We start from the raw sequence: 18,697 nt of genomic DNA, 5'->3' as shown, positions 1-18,697 counted from the left end.
TCCATGTTCGGCTTGAACCAAAAAGACACCAAATTCCTGCTGATCGTGGTCACGCTGACCTTGCTGACGCCATTCCTGTTGAACCCCTTTCCGACGGATAGCGCGATGGCGCAGTTCAACGCAGGTTATCCTGCACTGATGCAGCGTTTTGCGATCTACGGCCTGATGGCGATCGGATTTAACATCCTGTTCGGTCTGACCGGCTACCTGTCGTTCGGTCACGCAGCCTTTCTGGGTGTGGGGTCCTACTCTGCAGTCTGGATGTTCAAACTCCTGTCGATGAACATCCTGCCTGCAATCATCCTCGCGATGATCGTATCGGGCCTCTTTGCGCTCGCTATCGGTTACATCAGCTTGCGTCGCTCGGGCATCTACTTCTCGATCCTGACGCTCGCGTTTGCAGAGATGAGCTATCGTCTGGCCTATTCGGTGCTGACACCGATCACCAACGGCGAAACGGGCCTTCAGCTGAACCTGAACGACCCGCGGGTCCTCGACGGTGTAGCAGATACGAGCTCTCTGCCTGTGCCGGGTCTGTTCGGACTAAAGATGAACAGCACCTACACGCTGGACATCGGCGCATGGAGCTTTGACTTCAACGTGGGCTTCTACGTCTGTGCTGTGATTGCGATCCTTGGCTTCTACATGTCGCTCCGGATTTTCCGTTCGCCGTTCGGCATGATGCTGCGTGCGGTGAAATCAAACCAACAGCGTATGAACTACACAGGTCTGAATTCGCGTCCTTACACGCTGGCGGCTTTCGTGATCTCTGGCATCTATGCTGGTCTGGCTGGCGCACTGCTGGCTGCGATGGACCCGCTGGCTGGTGCAGAGCGTATGCAGTGGACTGCGTCGGGTGAGGTTGTTCTGATGACCATCCTCGGCGGTGCGGGCACCCTGATGGGTCCGGTGCTGGGCGCTGGTTTCATCAAATACTGCGAAAACATCTTCTCAAAGATCAACGAAACCATCCTGCACAGCTGGTTCAGCTTCTTGCCTGACAGCCTCGAGTCGGTCGTCGTTTGGTTCTTTGCCCGCTTTGTGGGTGAAGGCTGGCACCTGACCTTGGGCGTGCTGTTCATGCTGATCGTTATCTTCTTGCCGGGCGGCCTCGTTGAGGGTGGCCAGCGGATTGCCTCTTGGTGGAAAAACCGCGGCAAAGACGAAGATTCCTCTAACCAGCCTGCCGAATAAGGAGAGAAACCAATGGGTATTCTTGAAGTCAAAGGCGTCAACAAACGCTTCGGCGGGTTGCAGGCACTGGGTGATGTGAACCTGTCCGTTAAGGAAAACACGGTTCACGCCATCATCGGTCCGAACGGCGCTGGTAAATCGACCCTGCTCAACTGTCTGGTTGGCAAACTGATCCCCGACTCCGGTTCGGTCATGTTTGACGGTCAGTCGGTGCTGGGCCGCAAACCGCACGAGATCAACCAGATGGGCATTTCCCGCGTGTTCCAAACACCGGAAATCTTTAGCGACCTGTCGGTGATCGAAAACGTGATGATCCCCTGCTTTGCAAAGCGTGACGGGGCGTTCCGTATGCATGCCATCGAAACTGTCGAGTCCGAAAAGGATATCGTCGAAATGGCAGAGCAGATGCTCTTGGATGTGAACATGCAAGACAAACGCAACATGCATGCGGGCAGCCTTTCGCGCGGTGATAAACGTCGTTTGGAAATGGCGATGTGTCTGGTGCAGAACCCGAAACTCCTGCTGCTCGACGAACCGACCGCAGGGATGGCGCGTGCCGACACCAACAACACCATCGATCTTCTCAAAGAGATCAAGGACAAACGCGACATCACCATGGCGATCATCGAACACGACATGCACGTTGTGTTCTCTCTCGCGGAACGGATCACGGTTCTCGCTCAGGGCACGCCGCTGATCGAGGAAACGCCGGAAAACATCAAAGGCCACCCCAAAGTGCGTGAAGCGTACTTGGGCGAAGCACAGGTCTAAGGGGGCTGAACATGAACAAGCCGTTCGACAAAAACGTCAACAACGCCGCCACCCACGCCAAATACCTCAGCGTCTGGGACATTCAGGCCTACTACGGCGAAAGCTACATTGTGCAAGGCGTCAGCTTTGACATCCACGAAGGCGAAATCCTCGCCCTCTTGGGCCGTAACGGTGCGGGTAAAACATCGACCCTGCGGGCTATTGCACGTATGGACGATCCCGCGCTGAAACACGGTGAGATCTGGCTCGACCACCAGCCGCTGCACCTGATGAAGTCGCATCAGGCTGCCGCGGCAGGCATCGGCCTCGTTCCCGAAGATCGCTGCATCATTCCGGGCCTGACGGTCGAAGAGAACCTGAAACTCGCACAGATCGCACCGCCGATCGGCTGGTCGTTGGAACGCATCTACGAACTGTTCCCGCGCCTCAAAGAGCGCCGCACCCAAGAGGGGATCACCCTTTCAGGCGGTGAACAACAGATGCTTGCGATTGCGCGCGCCTTGGCCCGTGACATCAAAGTTCTGCTTCTCGACGAACCTTACGAAGGCCTAGCCCCCGTGATCGTTCAAGAGATCGCTAAGACGCTCAAAATCATCCGTGATCAGGGCATCACCACGATCATCGTTGAACAAAACGCTGTCGCCGCTCTGAAATTGGCGGACCGTGCGGTGATCCTTGATACTGGAACGGTTGTGTTTGATGGCTCGGCCCAAGAAGTCCTCGAAGACGAGGCGCTTCGGTCCAAGTATCTGGCGATCTGATACGTTATTGCGCAAACCTCAAAGGTTGCGACATTTTCTTGCAGGCCCAACCCCATGGTTGGGCCTGTTTGCCGTTTATTACCCTCGAAAGGCGACGCCTAACGCTTTCCAGCCTCTATTCATTGGCGTATAAGCCAGAACCAACCGCACTTTTTCAGGGCGGACGCAACGTAATGGCAAGGGCCGAGAAAAGATGAGCAAAGAACGCAGCCACGACGGCGATGTGGATTTTATCCGCGCATTGGCAGAACTCCTCCGCGAAAATGACCTCACCGAATTGGAAGTCGTCCGCGAATATGGCGACAACGACAGCCTGAACGTTCGGGTAAGCCGCCAACAGCAAATCGTTCAAACGATGGCTATGCCCGCTGCGCCTGCTGCTGCCGCTGCACCTGCTGCTGCACCCGCCGCTGCTGCGCCTGTTGCTGCTGCCAACGACGATCCTGCGTCGCACCCGGGCACTGTGACCTCGCCGATGGTTGGTACCGCTTACCTCGCTGCTGAACCTGGCGCCGCACCGTTCGTCACCGTTGGCCAGACCGTGAACGAAGGCGACACGCTGCTGATCATCGAAGCGATGAAAACAATGAACCAGATCCCGTCGCCGAAATCGGGCAAGATCAAGACGATCATTGTCGCTGATGGTTCGCCGGTCGATTTCGGTGCTCCGCTCGTTATCATCGAATAAGGCTGCGCCCCATGTTCGATAAAATCCTCATTGCGAACCGTGGCGAGATTGCCCTTCGGGTCGTGCGCGCTTGCCGCGAGATGGGTATCAAATCTGTTGCGGTCCACTCGACCGCTGACGCTGATGCGATGCACGTCCGTATGGCAGACGAGGCGATCTGCATTGGACCGCCCTCTTCCACGGCATCCTACCTAAACTTCCCCGCGATCATTTCCGCTTGTGAAATCTCGGGCGCTCAGGCGATCCACCCGGGCTATGGCTTCTTGTCGGAAAACGCGGCCTTTGTTCAGATCGTCGAAGATCACGGCCTGACCTTTATCGGTCCCTCGGCGGAGCACATCCGCATGATGGGCGATAAGATCACCGCAAAGGAAACCGCTGAAAAGCTGGGCATCCCAGTTGTTCCGGGCTCTGCGGGTGGTGTGCCTGACATCGCTGCTGCGAAAAAGGCAGCGGCTGATATGGGCTACCCAGTCATCATCAAAGCGACCGCTGGTGGCGGTGGCCGCGGGATGAAAGTGGCAAAGGATGAGAAAGAGCTGGAAACCGCCTTCTCGACCGCACGTTCTGAAGCGAAAGCCGCATTTGGCAACGCCGAAGTCTACATGGAGAAATACCTCCAGAAGCCGCGCCACATTGAGGTGCAGGTCTTCGGCGATGGTATGGGCGGCGGCGTTCACCTTGGCGAGCGTGATTGTTCGCTCCAGCGTCGTCACCAGAAGGTCTTTGAAGAGGCCCCTGGCCCTTGCATCACCGCAGAAGAGCGCGCTCGTATCGGCGGCATCTGTGCTGAGGCAATCGGCAAGATGGGCTATTCAGGCGCTGGCACGATCGAGTTCCTTTATGAGGATGGAGAGTTCTATTTCATCGAAATGAACACCCGCCTTCAGGTGGAACACCCTGTGACCGAGGGCATCTTTGGCGTCGACCTCGTGCGTGAACAGATCCGCGTTGCTGCAAAGCAGGGCCTGTCGTTCACCCAAGACGACCTCAAGATCAACGGCCACGCGATTGAAGTTCGTATCAACGCTGAAAAGCTCCCGAACTTTAGCCCCTGCCCCGGTAAGATCACGCAGTATCACGCACCGGGTGGTCTGGGCGTTCGGATGGATTCCGCGCTGTATGACGGCTATTCGATCCCGCCCTATTACGACAGCTTGATCGGGAAACTGATCGTGCATGGTCGCGACCGTCCCGAAGCCTTGGCCCGCTTGAAACGCGCCTTGGGCGAACTGATTGTCGATGGCGTCGATACCACGATCCCGCTGTTCCACGCGCTACTCGCGGAACCGGATGTGCAGTCAGGGAACTACAACATCCACTGGCTGGAAAAATGGCTCGAAGCCAACACCTGATTTAAAAGGGCGCGCTACCACAGCGCGCCCTTTTTCTATGCCGCAACTGTGCCTATGGTGCGGACCATGCGTGACGAAGCCCCTGCCCTGACACCTGAACTCCTGCTCAACGCCTATGCGTCGGGCGTGTTTCCCATGTCAGAGTCCCGCGATGATCCAGAGGTGTTCTGGGTCGACCCGCGTTTTCGCGGCATAATCCCAATCGACGGCTTCCACATCTCGCGCAGCCTTGCCAAACGAATGCAGAGGGGCGGGTTCAGGGTCAGCTTTGACACGGCTTTTGTGCAAGTCGTAGAGGGTTGCGCTGACCGTGATGAGACATGGATCAGCGATACCATCTTTGCGCTCTACACCGCGCTCTATGAGGCCGGTTTTGCTCATTCGGTCGAGGTCTGGGAGGGCGACACCCTGATCGGTGGCAGCTACGGCGTGGCCTTGGGTGGGGCCTATTTCGGTGAGAGCATGTTTTCACGCCGCACCGACGCCTCCAAGATCGCGCTGGCGTGGCTGATCGACCGTCTACGGCTCGACGGGTTCACCCTCTTTGACACCCAATTCCTGACGCCGCATTTGGCATCTTTGGGCGGGATCGAAATCCCACGCGGTGAATATCGAAAACGATTGAAAGCGGCTCTGGCAGAGCCTGCACGGTTCAATGCAAAAGCCCCGATAGAGACCGCTTATTCAGTGATACAGCGCAGCACCCAGACGTCGTAGCGCGGGTGGTCCATCGCGTTGAGCGCAGGGGCCGAGGCGATCATCCAGCCCGAAAACGCTGGCGTCGCGTTGTCGCGATACATCACGGTCACTTCGGCATAGGCATCGCCCGAGGGGTTGTCGGTGGGATAGCGACATTCGCCCAAAGTCACCGTGAGATGGCCCAAGGTTGTCGCCTCACCAGAGGCTAAAACCAAATCGCTCACCACACCTGTGATTTTATCCAAGACGCGTAGTTCGCCTTTGGGCGCTACGCTGACCTCTTGGGCTGCAACGGGCGCAGCAAAGAGCGCAAGGGCAAAGGCCAGCGCGCGCATCAGTTCGAGCTTCCGCTGTCGCCAGAACCAGAGACGAACTTCAACAAAAGGTTCATCAGGCTAACCGAGCCTTGAGTATCAAGGATCTCTTCGCCCGGCTGATAGTTGTCAAACGATGCACCCGGCAGAATTTCAACAAAGTTACCGCCCAACAGACCCTCGGACGCGATCACAGCAGTGCTGTCGTTCGGTACAGGCACGCCATCGCGCATCGACAAAACAGTCGTGGCGCGGAACAATTCGGTATCGAGTTTGATGTCGCTTACCGTGCCGACCTTCACGCCGACCATGCGCACGTCGGTGCCAACGCTCACGCCCTCAATCGAGCGGAAGCTGGCGTTCAACGCATAATCCGATCCACCCGACGCGAAATCGGTGAATTTGGACGCATAGCCCAAAAAGCCGACAGCCACGGCAAGAACCGCGGCGCCGACGAGTGTCTCTGTGGTGTGATTAGCCATGAGGCGAGCTCCTTATTCGGGCTGCCATGCCTCGTAATCGGCACGCTCTGCTGGCTGTGCGCGGCGGATCGAACCGGCAGGAGCATAGGCCATCGCGGTGCCTGTCAGGTTTTCCTGATGCGGCTTTTCCCACGGCTTGTGGTTCAACGGAACCTCGCTCGGCGCGGTGTCGAATGTGCGGTGCAGCCAGCCATGCCAGTCAGGATCAATGCGCGAGGCTTCGATCTCTCCATTGAAGATCACCCAACGGCGGGAATCATCACGGGTCTTGTAGAAAATGTTGCCCTGCGAATCTTCACCAACTTTGACGCCTTTGCGCCAAGTAAACAGTTGGGTGCCAATGGTTTGTCCGTCCCACCAAGTCAGCAGGCGTTTGATGATGTTCAGAAGGCCCATGGACCGCTCCCTTAAATCGACACTTGGGTTATGTCGCAACGGGCACCAAAGGTCCAGTGCCCGCCGCGCCGCAAAGGGGATTTTAGCCTGCGAGTGCAGTCACTTCGATCTCGATCCGGTATTTCGGGTCGATCAGGTTGCATTCGACCATGGTCGCTGCGGGCGGGTTTGCGCCAAATACCTCGCGCAGGGTCGGCCAGCAGGGTTCAAACTCTGCCGCGTCGGGCAGGTAATAGGTGACACGAACGGTCTTGCTCAGGTCGCTACCCGCTTCTTTGAGCGCGTTCGAAATCGTTGTCAGCGCAGCCTTGCACTGCTCGACGACATCATCGCCCTGCCCTACGGTGCCAGCAACATGGACAAAACCACCAGCTACAACGGCACGGCAGTAGCCGATCTTTTCTTCAAACGGGCTACCCGTGAAAATGCGTTTCATCGTCATTTGGATGATCCTTTATTGGCGTTGCCGTTGCGTTAGAACCAAACGCAGGGTGTTTCAATATGGATTGTGAGCAACGAAAAAGGCCGCCCAATTTGGACGGCCCTGTTTCAAGATAGCTTCGCCTTAGCTTGCGCTGGCTTTTTCGCCCTTAGCGTCTTCTTCGAAGATCATCAGCGGTTTGGCATCAGGGCCAACGGCTTCTTCGTTGACGACGACTTCGGTGACGTTTTCCATACCTGGCAGGTCGAACATCGTGTCGAGCAGGATATCTTCCATGATCGAACGCAGACCACGCGCGCCTGTCTTACGGTCGATGGCCTTTTTCGCGATCGCGCGCAGGGCGTCATCGGTAAAGGTCAGGTCAACGCCCTCAATCTCGAACAGTTTCTGGTATTGTTTGACCAGAGCGTTCTTTGGTTGGGTCAGGATGATGATCAGCGCATCCTCGTCCAGATCGGTGAGGGTTGCGATCACAGGCAGACGGCCCACAAATTCAGGGATCAGGCCGAATTTCAGCAGATCTTCGGGCTCGAGTTCTTTAAAGATCTCGCCCACGCCACGGTCGTCGTTCTCTTTGACAGCAGCACCAAAGCCAATGCCAGAGCCCTTGCCGCGCTGCGCGATGATTTTATCAAGGCCCGCGAATGCACCACCACAGATGAACAGGATGTTCGTGGTGTCGACCTGCAGGAATTCCTGCTGCGGATGCTTGCGGCCACCCTGCGGCGGAACAGACGCCACAGTGCCTTCCATGATCTTCAGCAGAGCCTGCTGAACGCCCTCGCCCGACACGTCACGGGTGATCGACGGGTTGTCAGACTTGCGGGTGATCTTATCGACCTCGTCGATATAGACGATGCCGCGCTGTGCCCGCTCTACGTTGTATTCCGACGCCTGAAGCAGTTTCAGTATGATGTTTTCAACGTCCTCGCCCACATAACCAGCCTCGGTCAAAGTGGTTGCATCCGCCATGGTGAACGGCACATCGAGGATTCGGGCCAAGGTCTGAGCAAGCAGCGTTTTACCGCAGCCTGTCGGGCCAATCAGCATGATGTTCGATTTCGCCAGTTCGATCTCTCCGGATTTACCAGAGTGATGCAGGCGTTTGTAATGGTTATGCACCGCAACAGAGAGCACGCGCTTTGCGTGTTCCTGACCGATCACATAGTCATCCAGAACCTTGCAGATGTCGCGCGGTGTCGGGACGCCCTCAGTCGTTTTTAGGCCCGACGACTTTGTCTCTTCGCGAATGATATCCATGCAAAGTTCGACACATTCGTCACAAATGAACACAGTGGGGCCTGCGATCAGCTTGCGCACCTCATGCTGACTCTTACCGCAGAAGCTGCAGTAGAGGGTGTTTTTGCTGTCGCTGCCTGTCGTATTCGCCATACTGGTTCCCCTGGGCGTCTGTCGTCGTTGTAAACGGTCCGGTGCCTTTGAAGTCCGAGACTATGGCAGGCCGGACCGGTCCACAACGCCAAAAAGTAATAACAAAGGGCGGATTATTCCGCCGCTTCGCCACGGTTCTGCAGGATCTCGTCGATGTGACCCCAGTCTTTTGCTTCTTGCGGCGACATAAAGTTGTCGCGCTCCAGCGCCTTCTCAACGACCTCAAGCGGCTGTCCAGTGTGGTGGACGTAGAGTTGATACAGCTGGTTGCGGATTTTCTGGGTTTCTTGGGCATGGATCATGATGTCCGTTGCCTGACCCTGATAACCGCCAGAGGGCTGGTGCACCATGATACGTGCGTTCGGCAGCGCAAAGCGCATCCCTTTTTCGCCCGCCATCGACAGGACCGACCCCATCGACGCAGCCTGACCAACAACAAGGGTCGAAACCTTCGGACGGATGTACTGCATGGTGTCGTAGATCGACAGACCAGCGGTCACAACGCCACCCGGGCTGTTGATATACATGCTGATTTCTTTTTTCGGGTTTTCCGATTCAAGGAACAGAAGCTGCGCAACGATGAGCTGCGCCATGCCGTCATGTACCGGACCGTTCACGAAAATGATGCGTTCCTTCAGCAGGCGCGAGAAAATATCGTAAGCACGTTCGCCACGCGCGGTTTGTTCGACAACCATGGGCACAAGGTTGGCATAGGTCTCGATCGGGTCTCTCATCATCACTGCCTCGAATTGGGGACGCGCACGTCGATAACACGGGTTTTCCAAACAGAGTCTTAGTGGTCAGTTAGGGGGGCTTCAAGCCCAGCTGCCCGCTTTGCTCACTTTGGTCCCGCTTCCTATGGTGGGAAAAGGTCAATGAAACACAAATACAGGGGCCAAATGACCCCTGCTGTTGTCAAAAAATGTCGTGATGGGTTTGCGGACTTAGCGTTCGCGCAATGCCTCCGACCCGCGATAAAGAGGTTTCGTGAGATATTGCAGCACGGTTTTCCCACCAGTGTGCAATTCGACCGTTGCCTGCATGCCCGGACGAATCTCAATCTCGCGCTGGCGCTCGGTCAGATCAGAGAGATCGACACGCAAAGTCACCTTGTAGTGCGGCGGAATATCGGGGCGACGGTCGTCCTTGAACGTGTCGGCTGAAATGAAATCGACCGTCGCGTTCAAGGTGCCGTAGATCGTGTAATCATAGGCCGAGAGTTTGATATTCGCGTCTTGCCCTGTGCGGACGTTGGCGATGTCCTCGGGTTTGACATGAGCCTCAACGAACAACTCGTCGTCCAATGGGATGATCTGGAAAATCTCTTCCCCTGGGCGGACAACGCCCCCAATTGTCGTGACGGCAAGGTTATTCACCACACCCCTCATCGGTGCGACGATAACCGTGCGGTTCAGTTGGTCCTGAGCCATGCGCAGTTCTTGGGTCAGGGTGCCGATGATTTGCAGCACCTCTGAGTATTCATTCGCCCGTTCCAGCTCTGCGCCCGTGACGATGTCATTGTAGCGGTTCTGAGCATCCGAATGGGCCTTGCGAGCGTTCGTCACCTCGAACAGCGCGACGATTTCGCGTCGGTACATATCCTCCATCGAGGCCAACTCGCGCTCCGTCTCGCGCAAGACGGCCTGCGCCCCGCTGATACGGCTCTGATAGTCCGCCTGACGCGCCTGCAGAAGCGCACGTTCAGACGCAACTGTCGTCGGGCTGTGCTGTGCGAAAATCGCGGCGACCTCGAAATCGGTTTGGCCCGCCATCTCTGCCTCCAGACGGACACGGCGAATACTTGCGGCCACGAGTTGATCGGCGAGATCATCCACCGCTGCCTGAAACTGCGTTCCGCGCAGCCGCGCGAGGACCTGACCCGGTTCAACAACGGACCCTTCGCTGACCAAAAGCTCCGCGAGGATACCGCCTTCGAGGTTCTGAACGATCTGCGGGCGGGCGGCGGAAATGATCTGACCATCGGCACGAACGATTTCATCAACCCACGCAAACTTTGCCCAGATCAGGAAGACCATGACGGTCGCCACAACAAGCCAGATGATACGGCTAGAGGAACCGAGACCTTTTTCGAATTCTGCGTCTACCGTTGCCATTAGCCCGCTACCTTTTTGTTGCGCAGATGGGCCATGACCTCGTCACGGGGACCATCGACGGCCAAACGGCCATTTTGCAGAATAACGGTACGCCCCGTCAGTTGCAGGATCGGCACGCGGTGCGTCGCGATGATCGCGGTGCGCTGACCCAGCCAGTGATCGAGACGAGACACCAGTGTCGCCTCAAGCGTTTGATCGAGCGCTGCGGTCGGCTCATCCAGCAAGCAGACCTTCGGGTCTTGGAGCCACAGACGCGCCCAGCCAATCGACTGACGTTGACCGACGGACAAGCCCTGCCCCGCGTCCGAAATCGGCATATCGAGACCTTTGGGATGCGAACGCACGAACGGACCAAGCCCCGCAAAATCGAGCGATTTCAGCAGACGTTCGTCATCGCGTTCGAGCATCGTCATATTGAGGTTATCGCGCAAAGTGCCTGCGAACATACGCACCTCTTGGCCGAGGTAGCCAACATTCCGGCGCAGGTCGCGCGGCATGATCTGGCCCATATCAACGCCGTCGAGCATCACGCGGCCACCTGTCGGCGGATAGAGACCCGACAGGATCTTGAGTAGCGTTGATTTCCCCGACCCGTTCGCACCGAGGATCGCAACCCGTTGGCCTGCCTCGATTTTGAGCGACGAGATATCAACCACGCGGTCGCTGTCTTCGTCGTACTTGAACATCAGATCGCGCAGTTCGAACGCGCCATCGACGGTATCGCGGCGCAGGTAGCTGCGGGTCTCATCCATGTCTTGCGGCGCATCTGCAACCTTGTCCAAGGCATCCAATGCGGCCTTCACATTCGACCAGCGCGCCATCGTCGCCGCCAATTGCGTCAACGGGCCAAGCGTGCGGGAGGTCAGAATACCCACCGCGATGATCGTGCCGACGGTATATTCGCCCGAGAACACCATGAAGGTACCCGTCACAACCGCCGCAACATAGGTCGCCTGCTGGACGCCTTGGCTCCAGAACGTCAGGGTCGACGCCAGTTTGCGCTGCTCTGACGTGGCCAGAGAGTTCAGCGCAGACAGCTCCGTCCACTGACGGCGGAACCGATCCTCGCCACGGGTGGCTTTGATCGTGTCTGATTCATAAACGATTTCATGCAATAGGCGGTTCGCTTTGGTGCTCGCCCCTTGGGTCTGACGGGTCAGCGCGATCATCTTGCGCTGCAAGACAAAGCTCGGCGCGACCATGAGAACACCGCCCGCAAAGAGCACCCAAACCACGTTACCGCCAATTGACGCCACAAGCGCGAGGAACAGCACGATAAACGGCAAATCGGTCAGCGTGCCGATGGTAGAGGCGGTAAAGAATTCGCGGATCGACCCAAACTCTCGCACCGCAGAAAAGGTTTGCGATGGGGAATTCGCTGCACCTGCCTTCATGCCCAGCACCTTATCAACAAGGAGCTGTTGCACTTTCATTTCGATCTGACGCCCTGCCCCGTCCATCAGACGGGCACGCGCGATGCGCAAGAAGGCTTCCAAGATCATCGCAAGGCCAGCACCAATCGCCAGCACCCAAAGGGTGGCGGTGGATTGGTGCGGGATCACGCGGTCATAGACCTGCAAGGAAAACAGCGCGATCGCCACGGCCAAGAGGTTTGCGACAAACGACCCCACAGCCACTTCAGCCACGTGACGGCGGAACCGTTTCAATTCGCCCCAGAACCAGTGGGCCTTTTTGTCTTTCTCCGCATGGCGACGGGTCAGTTCACTGACGGCAACATCAGCGCGAACAATCGTGCCTGTGAAAACGGGCATGAAATCTGACAGAGGCACCTCGGCACGGTTCCCGTCGCAGGTCGTGTCGTAGATAAAGAACGTATTGCCCTGCTGTTCGAGCACGAGAACCATCTGGCCCGAGGTCATCTCGGCCAGCGCGGGCCAAAGCGTGTTCACGGGCGTTGCGATCTTTTTGACCTTGGCCACCAGACCAGAGTCCGACAGCGCCCCCGCGATCCCAGCCGAAGTGATCGCATCGCCATCAGCGGACACGATTTTTTCCAGCAGATCGGCGCGGATCACATCGACGCCCAAAAGCCCCGCGTAGGTCGCGGCCAGATCGGCCCGAGCGCGGGCCTTGGGAGTAAAGCGGTCCTCGTAATGGGGTTCAGGCGCGGCAGCGGTTTGCTCTGCCTGCGTTTTGTCAGCCGTGGTCAGGCGGGTCACCTTACCGCCACGGGTGGCATTGATATCAAAGGCCAATACTGGGCCGGTCATATCCGTTCTCCGTCAACAAGAGTGCCGTGGATCGCTGCAATTCGAAGTTCCACTTTGGCAATGTCATATTGAATGACCACGGCGGCACGTTCTGTGCGCACCTTGGTCTCGAAGACGCCCACCACGTCATTCACGGTTCGCTGCCCTTCGCGAAGTTGGGCGGCGAAAATGTCATAATTCGCAGCCGCTTGGGCCGCGAGAGTTTGCGCCTGCGCCATTTGACGTTGCAGGCTGCCCAGCTCGGCTTCCAATGCGCGCAAGTCGCGGTTGGTATCCTCGCGGGTTTGACCGACACGCGCACGCGCAGCGGCTTCTTGGGCTTCGACGGCACGCATTGCTGCGCCATTGCCGAAACCTAGGCCATTGGGAATGCCCACCCCAATGCCGAAATCTGATCCGTTGTTATTCACGGTGCCCGTTGCCGTCACACTCGGCAGGAACCCTGCGCGTTCGGCGCGGGCTGCCGCGATGCCGCGCTGCGCCTCTGCCTCTGCCTTGAGCACACTCAAGGGCAGCGCATTCGCAGCCGACGATTGGATCGCGGTCAAGCCGTGCACGGTGTCTAGCGGACGGGCCGCCATCGCGTTCAACTCTGCCAGCGCGGCCAAGGACGCCTCTTGGTCAGACAAGAGGTCCGACCGCATCTGCGCGAGCTTTTGTTCAACGATCTGCAGGTCCGCGCGGTTCGACACGCCACCCCGCACACGTTCGCTCATCACGTAGGCGAAGTGGTTCATGCGTTCGAGAGCGGCTGCGTTCACGCCAGCACGAGCCTGCATCGCCTCTGCGGTGATGTAGAGTTCAAGCGCATCCAAAACGCGACGGTTGGTATCTTGGGCCAAGGCAACGGCAGCCACTTCGACATCGGCGGCAGCATAATCGCGCTCCGCTTTGCGGCGACCGTTGTCAAACAGGGTCTGTTCCACGACGAGGCTCGCCACCACAGACCCCAGAGATGTCAGGCTGACATTCGGGCCAAGCGATGGAAGCCAGTTTGACGATGCCGCCTCTGCCCGCAAACGCGCGGCACGCAAATCGGCCTCAGCCGCGCGGGCGTTCGCGTCGAGGACAGCACTTGCCACTTCGGCGTAAGGGCCATCTGGCAAAATGGAACGACGGTTGAGGAGGCCCGCGATAATTTCGGACTCGGTCCCGTTTTCCATTTGTGGGCTCAGGACGGATTGCGGTTGGGTGTCCTCGGCTGGCGACAGGAAATTAAACGCATTGCGTGTAACGCCAATACCACCCTCACCCGACCCCATGCATCCCGACAGGGCAGAGCCGAGCGCGAGCGCACCCAAAGCTTTGCCTATCGACCGCATGTTGCCCACAACTACCTCAATTCTTCTGTCTTAACCTCATGGATCGGGCCACCCGTGGGGCAGCCCGTATCGGGATTAGATGATGACGTTGACGCCATCCTCGATGTAGAGCGTGTGGTTTCCGCCCAGCGTGTAGACGTGGAAGTCCGTGCCTTCGACCGTCTCAACACCGCCTGCAACTGCGCCATTGATTGTGACCGTGTCATCGGAACCGCCATGAATGGTCAGTTCGTTCGAGCCTTTGGTCAGGTCTTCAATGTCGGATGCGGTCAGGGTCAGATCGCCATCCTCTGCAAAGCTGAGGTCAATCGCGCCAAAGTCGAAGTTATCGAGAAGCGGGTTCGCAATATCGATCACACCACTGGATGCCTCATCGAGAACAACCAAAGTCGAGGTTTCGTTGCCTGCATCGTCCGTTGCAGACACAACGAGGTTCGTCTCATCCGCAATCGGCGTATCAAAATCGAGCCAGCCCGACATCGTTTGCGACGGCGTGAAGGTCAGCGGAGCCGCGTGTTGACCGTCAGTCACATCGTAGAGTTCGATGTTGGCCGCATCATCTGACACGATGATCGCCTCGATGCCTTGGCCGCTGACGATCTTATGGTCGACGGTCGCGGCATCTGGGCCGATGGTGTCGATCTCAACGGTTTGCGTTGTTTCGCGGACGTTACCAACAGCGTCGGTCGCTTTGATCGTGACATCCGCCGCATAGTCGCCTGCGCGAATTTCGTCTGCGTCAAAGGTCACTTCCCACGATCCGTCACGGCCTACGGTCGCCACACGGGTCATACCGTCAAAGGTGACAAGGACCGTCGAACCCACCTCAACCGTGCCAGTCAGGGTGATCCCATCCTGAAGCTCGTAAGCGTTAGCAACGTTATTCGTTTCAGTCGCATCGGCGGTCAGCGTGTTCACGATAGTATCGACGCGCACGGTATCCGAGATGGTGCTGACATTGCCCGCAGGGTCGGTCGCACGCGCAACGATCGGCGCGGTGTATTCGCCGCTCGGAATTTCGCCAGCGGTGAACTCTACGTTCCACTGACCGTCAGACCCTGCGTATACGGTTTTCGTCACAGCGCTGCTGCCCGAACCAAAGGTCACGACGACCTTGGACAGAGGCTCGACCGTGCCGTTGACGTTGAACCCGTCAGAGGCTTCGTCGCCGCTGATCATGTCGTCGCCTTCGAACTGGATCGCAGCGAACGCGTGGTTCACGACCTGAGTGTCGATATGGACAGAGTCAGATACGGTTTTGGAGTTACCCGCCGCATCGGTGATCGACGCCGTGATATCGGCGTCATAGGTGCCTGTCGGGATTTCCGATGCGAGGAACTTGGACGACCAAGTGCCTGCCGAGTTGGCAACAACAGTGTGTGTAGCGCTGCCAAAGGTCACAGTGACCGGCAGACCAGGTGTCGCGGTGCCTGTGATGACAACGCCGTCAGCCACTTCGACCGCATTCACAACGTCGTCGATTTCAATCGGTGCCGAGGACAGCGTCAGATCACCTGCCACGGTATCAACGCGAACGCTTTCCGAAATTTGGCTCGTGTTGCCTGCGGCATCCGTCGCTGTGATCACCAGCGCGGTGTTGTATTCACCTACAGCCAAGGTGCCCGCAGGATAGGTCACAGTCCAGCTGCCGTCTGCCGAAACGGTCGCAGGCAGTGTCACACCACCAAGGCTGACCGAAACGGTAGAGCCAGCTTCAACCATACCGCTCGCGGTGATCGCTTGGCCTTGTTCAGAGAGGTTGACCACACCGTCACCGCCCACTTGACCGTTCGTATGGGTCAATGTGTTGACGAAGGGGTCGAACGTCACGGAACCCGTGGTGGTTTCCACGTTGCCCGACCCATCCGTTGCAACGGCTTTCACCGTGAGGGTCGTCTCGATCGTGGGAAGCTCGCTGGCGATCCACGATGCGGACCATGATCCGTCGTTGCCCGCCGTTACGGTCCGGGTAAAGCCATTGAGCGTTACGGCGACAGAGGAACCAGCCTCTGCCGTACCAGTGAGCGTGATGCCATCAGAGGCTTCTGCTCCGTTTACAATCCCGTCGCCCTCAACTGCGCCAGAATTGATCGCGAGTCCCATTTCTGTGTCGACATGGAACGAACCTGTGGTGGTTGCGGTATTGCCCGCAAGATCAGTCGCAACTGCAGTAACCGTTGCGTCATAGGTGCCCTCGGGCAGATCAGTCGAGGTGAAGGTCGCAGACCACGAGCCGTCTGCCCCTGCCACCACCGTGTGCGTGACCGTGCCGATGGTTACGGCAACGCTCGCGTTCGGTTGCGCCATGCCTGAAATATTCACGCCTGCTGCGTGTTCGGACGCGTTTACCGTGCCATCGCCACCGATAGCCGAGGTCGACATTGAGACAGACGTCTCCGTGTCGATCGCGACAGAGCCGCTGATGTCAGAGGTGTTGCCATAAGCGTCCGTGACCGAAACGGTCACGTCGAGGTTATACTCGCCCGTTTCAACCGCACCATCAGGCAAGGTCAGGGACCATGTACCGCCCGTGACAGTCGCCTCGTAGGCCATGCCGCCCACGGTCACCATTACAGTCGAACCCGTTTCAACAGTGCCCGAAAGCGTTACGCCGCCAGCGAGTTCTTGTGCGTTGATCAACAGATCGCCGCCGTTGGCACCTTCGTTCAGGGTCACAGTCGCGACGGTATCGACGACGATCTCAGCTGTCGTGGTCGATGTTTCGCCACCGCTGGTGATCGTGACGGTCGCTGTTTCGGTGTATTCGCCGCCTGGCAGATCACCAGGTTGGAACACAACTTCCCATGTGCCGTCTTCGCCAACGGTGGTGGTTTCGGTCACGCCGCCAACGGTGACAGTCACTTCGCCACCCGGGGTGCCTGTGCCGCCCAGTTCGATGCCATTGTCATAATCGTTGCTGTTCACAACGGTGTCTTCGGCTGCAGCACCCGTTTGCGCAGTCACATAAACACCCGAGCCACCGCCCGAACCGCCGCCTGTCAGACCAGAAACGATCGCCGCGCCACCAATTGCTGCAGCGCCCGCGCCAACGCCCGCACCAACGCCGCCAATCCCAGCCAACAGCGGGGCAGCGAGCATGCCGACCTGATCATCCTCAACGGGATAGACTTCGTTATATCCAGCGAGCTGAACCTCAGACCCACGAAGGAAATAAAGATCGTCGTCAGGGCTCCACTTTCCAAAGGCTTCCGCTTCGGAGTAGTTCGCGTAGTAGAAACCATCGCTCACTTCGGCCAGTTCGACCTGTGCCAGAACCCCGCCAGATGACAGGTAGAGGTCGTTTTCGGGGATACCTTCTGGGGTAAAGAACCCTTCGATCATGATCACGCGACCATCGATCAAAACAACCTGAAGTGCCTGCCCCTGTCGAGAATACGACTGAACCTGCGCCCTCGAAAGATTAAGGGAAATATCTTCATCTACGGAAACGATGATCGAAGCGGCTGCGCCATCACCTGCAACATTTCCGTGCTCAATTTGGCCCGCGGAATCGCGGACTACGAACTCAATCGCCGACATAAAATACTACTCCGCCTCGGATTTCCGGCTCGCGTTAGATGGAGTCCGGTTATTCTTTTGATATGAAACTATCCGAATGGATCATCAATTACTAGTGAAAAAATTTCACTATTCCCCAATTTCTACCATACGCCCCTAGTCTTAGGGGTAGGTTCGAGCAATGGCCACGTTCAAGGCGCCACCCAACAAGACCAAATAAGCCGATAAATAAAACCACATCAGCAGCGCTACGACCGCACCGAGCGATCCATAGACCTGATTATAATTGCCGAAATTTGCGATGTAGGCCGAAAAGGCGATCGATACGATGTACCACAGGCAAACCGCGACAAAGGCCCCAATGGTCACCCAGTGGGATCGCGGAGAGGTGTTGGGGGCATAGCGATACAAAATCCCCAAGGCGGCTAAGAGGACAAAGAGAGCGACGGCCCAGCGGATCAATTCGATCAGGCCGCTCCATTCACTGGCGAGCGGGACAAAGGCAATCGCGATGGGGGCCGCGACCACGACGACCAGCGCGATCAGCGCTACGCCGATCATTGCGACCGTCATCACAAAGGCGGTCACAGCGTGCCGAACCCCTGACCGCGTTTGCCCCGCATAAATCGCGTTCAGCCCGCGCAGCATTGCGCCCACACCCGCCCGCGCGGACCAGAGCGCGATGGCCAAAGACACAAACGACGCCCACCCCAATGTCGTAGCCCCTGCCCCAAGCAACCGATCAATCTGTGCTTCAAACAAGGTGAACACGTCCGCAGGGATCACGTCCCGCAACAGGTCGAGCTGTTCGGCAATCACGACAGGGTCCGCCACGATGCCAAACATCGCAATCGACGCCGCAAAGGCTGGAAAAATCGAAAACATCCCATAAAACGCCACGCCTGCAGAAATAAGATCGAGGTCGTTTTTTCCCAGCACATCGCGAAAGGATCGCCAGATCAGAACAATGCGCGAGAGGGACAAGTCAGCCATAGGGCTAAAATGGGCCGCAGGCTG

Annotated in this window: 17 protein-coding genes; 6 read left to right on the top strand and 11 right to left on the bottom strand. The window is 57.7% G+C overall.

Annotated elements, in window-relative coordinates:
* Positions 1-3: 3 nt before the first annotated feature.
* From BSK21_RS03485 to aat, 6 genes are all read left to right on the top strand, one after another.
* A complete protein-coding gene (locus BSK21_RS03485) occupies positions 4-1,194 on the top strand; it encodes a branched-chain amino acid ABC transporter permease (RefSeq protein WP_067548214.1) in 1,191 nt (396 codons plus the stop codon).
* A gap of 12 nt (positions 1,195-1,206) precedes the next feature.
* Positions 1,207-1,965: an ABC transporter ATP-binding protein gene (locus tag BSK21_RS03480; RefSeq protein ID WP_067548217.1), complete on the top strand. Its 759-nt coding sequence runs from the start codon at positions 1,207-1,209 to the stop codon at positions 1,963-1,965.
* An 11-nt stretch (positions 1,966-1,976) separates the two neighbouring features.
* On the top strand, positions 1,977-2,726 hold the full coding sequence (locus BSK21_RS03475) for an ABC transporter ATP-binding protein (RefSeq protein WP_067548220.1): 750 nt from the start codon (positions 1,977-1,979) through the stop codon (positions 2,724-2,726).
* A gap of 193 nt (positions 2,727-2,919) precedes the next feature.
* Positions 2,920-3,414 carry an acetyl-CoA carboxylase biotin carboxyl carrier protein gene (gene accB / locus BSK21_RS03470; protein ID WP_067548223.1) on the top strand — a complete coding sequence of 165 codons (495 nt, stop codon included), beginning with the start codon at positions 2,920-2,922 and terminating at the stop codon, positions 3,412-3,414.
* Between the two features lie 11 nt (positions 3,415-3,425).
* Complete coding sequence (accC, locus tag BSK21_RS03465; protein WP_067548226.1) at positions 3,426-4,769, top strand: acetyl-CoA carboxylase biotin carboxylase subunit; 1,344 nt, start codon at positions 3,426-3,428, stop codon at positions 4,767-4,769.
* A gap of 66 nt (positions 4,770-4,835) precedes the next feature.
* Positions 4,836-5,486, top strand: coding sequence for a leucyl/phenylalanyl-tRNA--protein transferase (gene aat, locus BSK21_RS03460; protein ID WP_067548229.1), 651 nt, complete (start codon positions 4,836-4,838; stop codon positions 5,484-5,486).
* On the opposite strand, the gene BSK21_RS03455 is transcribed toward aat, so the two are convergent.
* The 11 genes from BSK21_RS03455 to BSK21_RS03405 form a co-directional block, all read right to left on the bottom strand.
* Complete coding sequence (locus BSK21_RS03455; protein ID WP_067548232.1) at positions 5,450-5,803, bottom strand: DUF2155 domain-containing protein; 354 nt, start codon at positions 5,801-5,803, stop codon at positions 5,450-5,452. The two genes, aat and BSK21_RS03455, sit on opposite strands and share 37 nt — an antisense overlap.
* Entirely contained in the window at positions 5,803-6,264 is a 462-nt protein-coding gene (mlaD, locus tag BSK21_RS03450; protein WP_067548236.1) for an outer membrane lipid asymmetry maintenance protein MlaD, read from the bottom strand. The genes BSK21_RS03455 and mlaD overlap by 1 nt, the downstream gene beginning before the upstream one ends.
* Positions 6,265-6,276: 12 nt before the next feature.
* The gene (locus BSK21_RS03445; RefSeq protein ID WP_067548239.1) at positions 6,277-6,660 is read right to left on the bottom strand and encodes an NADH:ubiquinone oxidoreductase subunit NDUFA12; all 384 of its coding nucleotides are present in this window, start codon (positions 6,658-6,660) and stop codon (positions 6,277-6,279) included.
* A gap of 82 nt (positions 6,661-6,742) precedes the next feature.
* On the bottom strand, positions 6,743-7,102 hold the full coding sequence (locus BSK21_RS03440) for a RidA family protein (protein WP_067548242.1): 360 nt from the start codon (positions 7,100-7,102) through the stop codon (positions 6,743-6,745).
* Positions 7,103-7,225: 123 nt separating this feature from the next.
* Entirely contained in the window at positions 7,226-8,494 is a 1,269-nt protein-coding gene (gene clpX / locus BSK21_RS03435; protein WP_067548246.1) for an ATP-dependent Clp protease ATP-binding subunit ClpX, read from the bottom strand.
* A gap of 113 nt (positions 8,495-8,607) precedes the next feature.
* Positions 8,608-9,228 carry an ATP-dependent Clp protease proteolytic subunit gene (locus BSK21_RS03430; RefSeq protein WP_067548249.1) on the bottom strand — a complete coding sequence of 207 codons (621 nt, stop codon included), beginning with the start codon at positions 9,226-9,228 and terminating at the stop codon, positions 8,608-8,610.
* 210 nt (positions 9,229-9,438) lie between these two features.
* Entirely contained in the window at positions 9,439-10,608 is a 1,170-nt protein-coding gene (locus tag BSK21_RS03425; protein WP_067548253.1) for an HlyD family efflux transporter periplasmic adaptor subunit, read from the bottom strand.
* Positions 10,608-12,839 (bottom strand): ATP-binding cassette domain-containing protein, encoded by a 2,232-nt coding sequence (locus tag BSK21_RS03420; protein WP_067548256.1) that lies wholly within the window; start codon positions 12,837-12,839, stop codon positions 10,608-10,610. Before BSK21_RS03420 ends, BSK21_RS03425 begins: the two co-directional genes overlap by 1 nt.
* Positions 12,836-14,161 (bottom strand): TolC family protein, encoded by a 1,326-nt coding sequence (locus tag BSK21_RS03415; protein WP_067548259.1) that lies wholly within the window; start codon positions 14,159-14,161, stop codon positions 12,836-12,838. Before BSK21_RS03415 ends, BSK21_RS03420 begins: the two co-directional genes overlap by 4 nt.
* A gap of 75 nt (positions 14,162-14,236) precedes the next feature.
* Complete coding sequence (locus BSK21_RS03410) at positions 14,237-17,701, bottom strand: Ig-like domain-containing protein (RefSeq protein WP_074038954.1); 3,465 nt, start codon at positions 17,699-17,701, stop codon at positions 14,237-14,239.
* A gap of 141 nt (positions 17,702-17,842) precedes the next feature.
* On the bottom strand, positions 17,843-18,673 hold the full coding sequence (locus BSK21_RS03405) for a YihY/virulence factor BrkB family protein (RefSeq protein WP_067548262.1): 831 nt from the start codon (positions 18,671-18,673) through the stop codon (positions 17,843-17,845).
* Positions 18,674-18,697 lie beyond the last annotated feature (24 nt).

The organism is Marivivens sp. JLT3646, from assembly GCF_001908835.1.
In the GTDB taxonomy this organism is placed as follows: domain Bacteria; phylum Pseudomonadota; class Alphaproteobacteria; order Rhodobacterales; family Rhodobacteraceae; genus Marivivens; species Marivivens geojensis.
This window is presented reverse-complemented; position numbering and strand designations above follow the sequence as displayed.

Coding starts and splice junctions, on each gene's coding strand:
- BSK21_RS03485 (WP_067548214.1), top strand. CDS start 4: ATGTTCGGCTTGAACCAAAAAGACACCAAATTCCTGCTGATCGTGGTC.
- BSK21_RS03480 (WP_067548217.1), top strand. CDS start 1,207: ATGGGTATTCTTGAAGTCAAAGGCGTCAACAAACGCTTCGGCGGGTTG.
- BSK21_RS03475 (WP_067548220.1), top strand. CDS start 1,977: ATGAACAAGCCGTTCGACAAAAACGTCAACAACGCCGCCACCCACGCC.
- accB (WP_067548223.1), top strand. CDS start 2,920: ATGAGCAAAGAACGCAGCCACGACGGCGATGTGGATTTTATCCGCGCA.
- accC (WP_067548226.1), top strand. CDS start 3,426: ATGTTCGATAAAATCCTCATTGCGAACCGTGGCGAGATTGCCCTTCGG.
- aat (WP_067548229.1), top strand. CDS start 4,836: ATGCGTGACGAAGCCCCTGCCCTGACACCTGAACTCCTGCTCAACGCC.
- BSK21_RS03455 (WP_067548232.1), bottom strand. CDS start 5,803: ATGCGCGCGCTGGCCTTTGCCCTTGCGCTCTTTGCTGCGCCCGTTGCA.
- mlaD (WP_067548236.1), bottom strand. CDS start 6,264: ATGGCTAATCACACCACAGAGACACTCGTCGGCGCCGCGGTTCTTGCC.
- BSK21_RS03445 (WP_067548239.1), bottom strand. CDS start 6,660: ATGGGCCTTCTGAACATCATCAAACGCCTGCTGACTTGGTGGGACGGA.
- BSK21_RS03440 (WP_067548242.1), bottom strand. CDS start 7,102: ATGACGATGAAACGCATTTTCACGGGTAGCCCGTTTGAAGAAAAGATC.
- clpX (WP_067548246.1), bottom strand. CDS start 8,494: ATGGCGAATACGACAGGCAGCGACAGCAAAAACACCCTCTACTGCAGC.
- BSK21_RS03430 (WP_067548249.1), bottom strand. CDS start 9,228: ATGAGAGACCCGATCGAGACCTATGCCAACCTTGTGCCCATGGTTGTC.
- BSK21_RS03425 (WP_067548253.1), bottom strand. CDS start 10,608: ATGGCAACGGTAGACGCAGAATTCGAAAAAGGTCTCGGTTCCTCTAGC.
- BSK21_RS03420 (WP_067548256.1), bottom strand. CDS start 12,839: ATGACCGGCCCAGTATTGGCCTTTGATATCAATGCCACCCGTGGCGGT.
- BSK21_RS03415 (WP_067548259.1), bottom strand. CDS start 14,161: ATGCGGTCGATAGGCAAAGCTTTGGGTGCGCTCGCGCTCGGCTCTGCC.
- BSK21_RS03410 (WP_074038954.1), bottom strand. CDS start 17,701: ATGTCGGCGATTGAGTTCGTAGTCCGCGATTCCGCGGGCCAAATTGAG.
- BSK21_RS03405 (WP_067548262.1), bottom strand. CDS start 18,673: ATGGCTGACTTGTCCCTCTCGCGCATTGTTCTGATCTGGCGATCCTTT.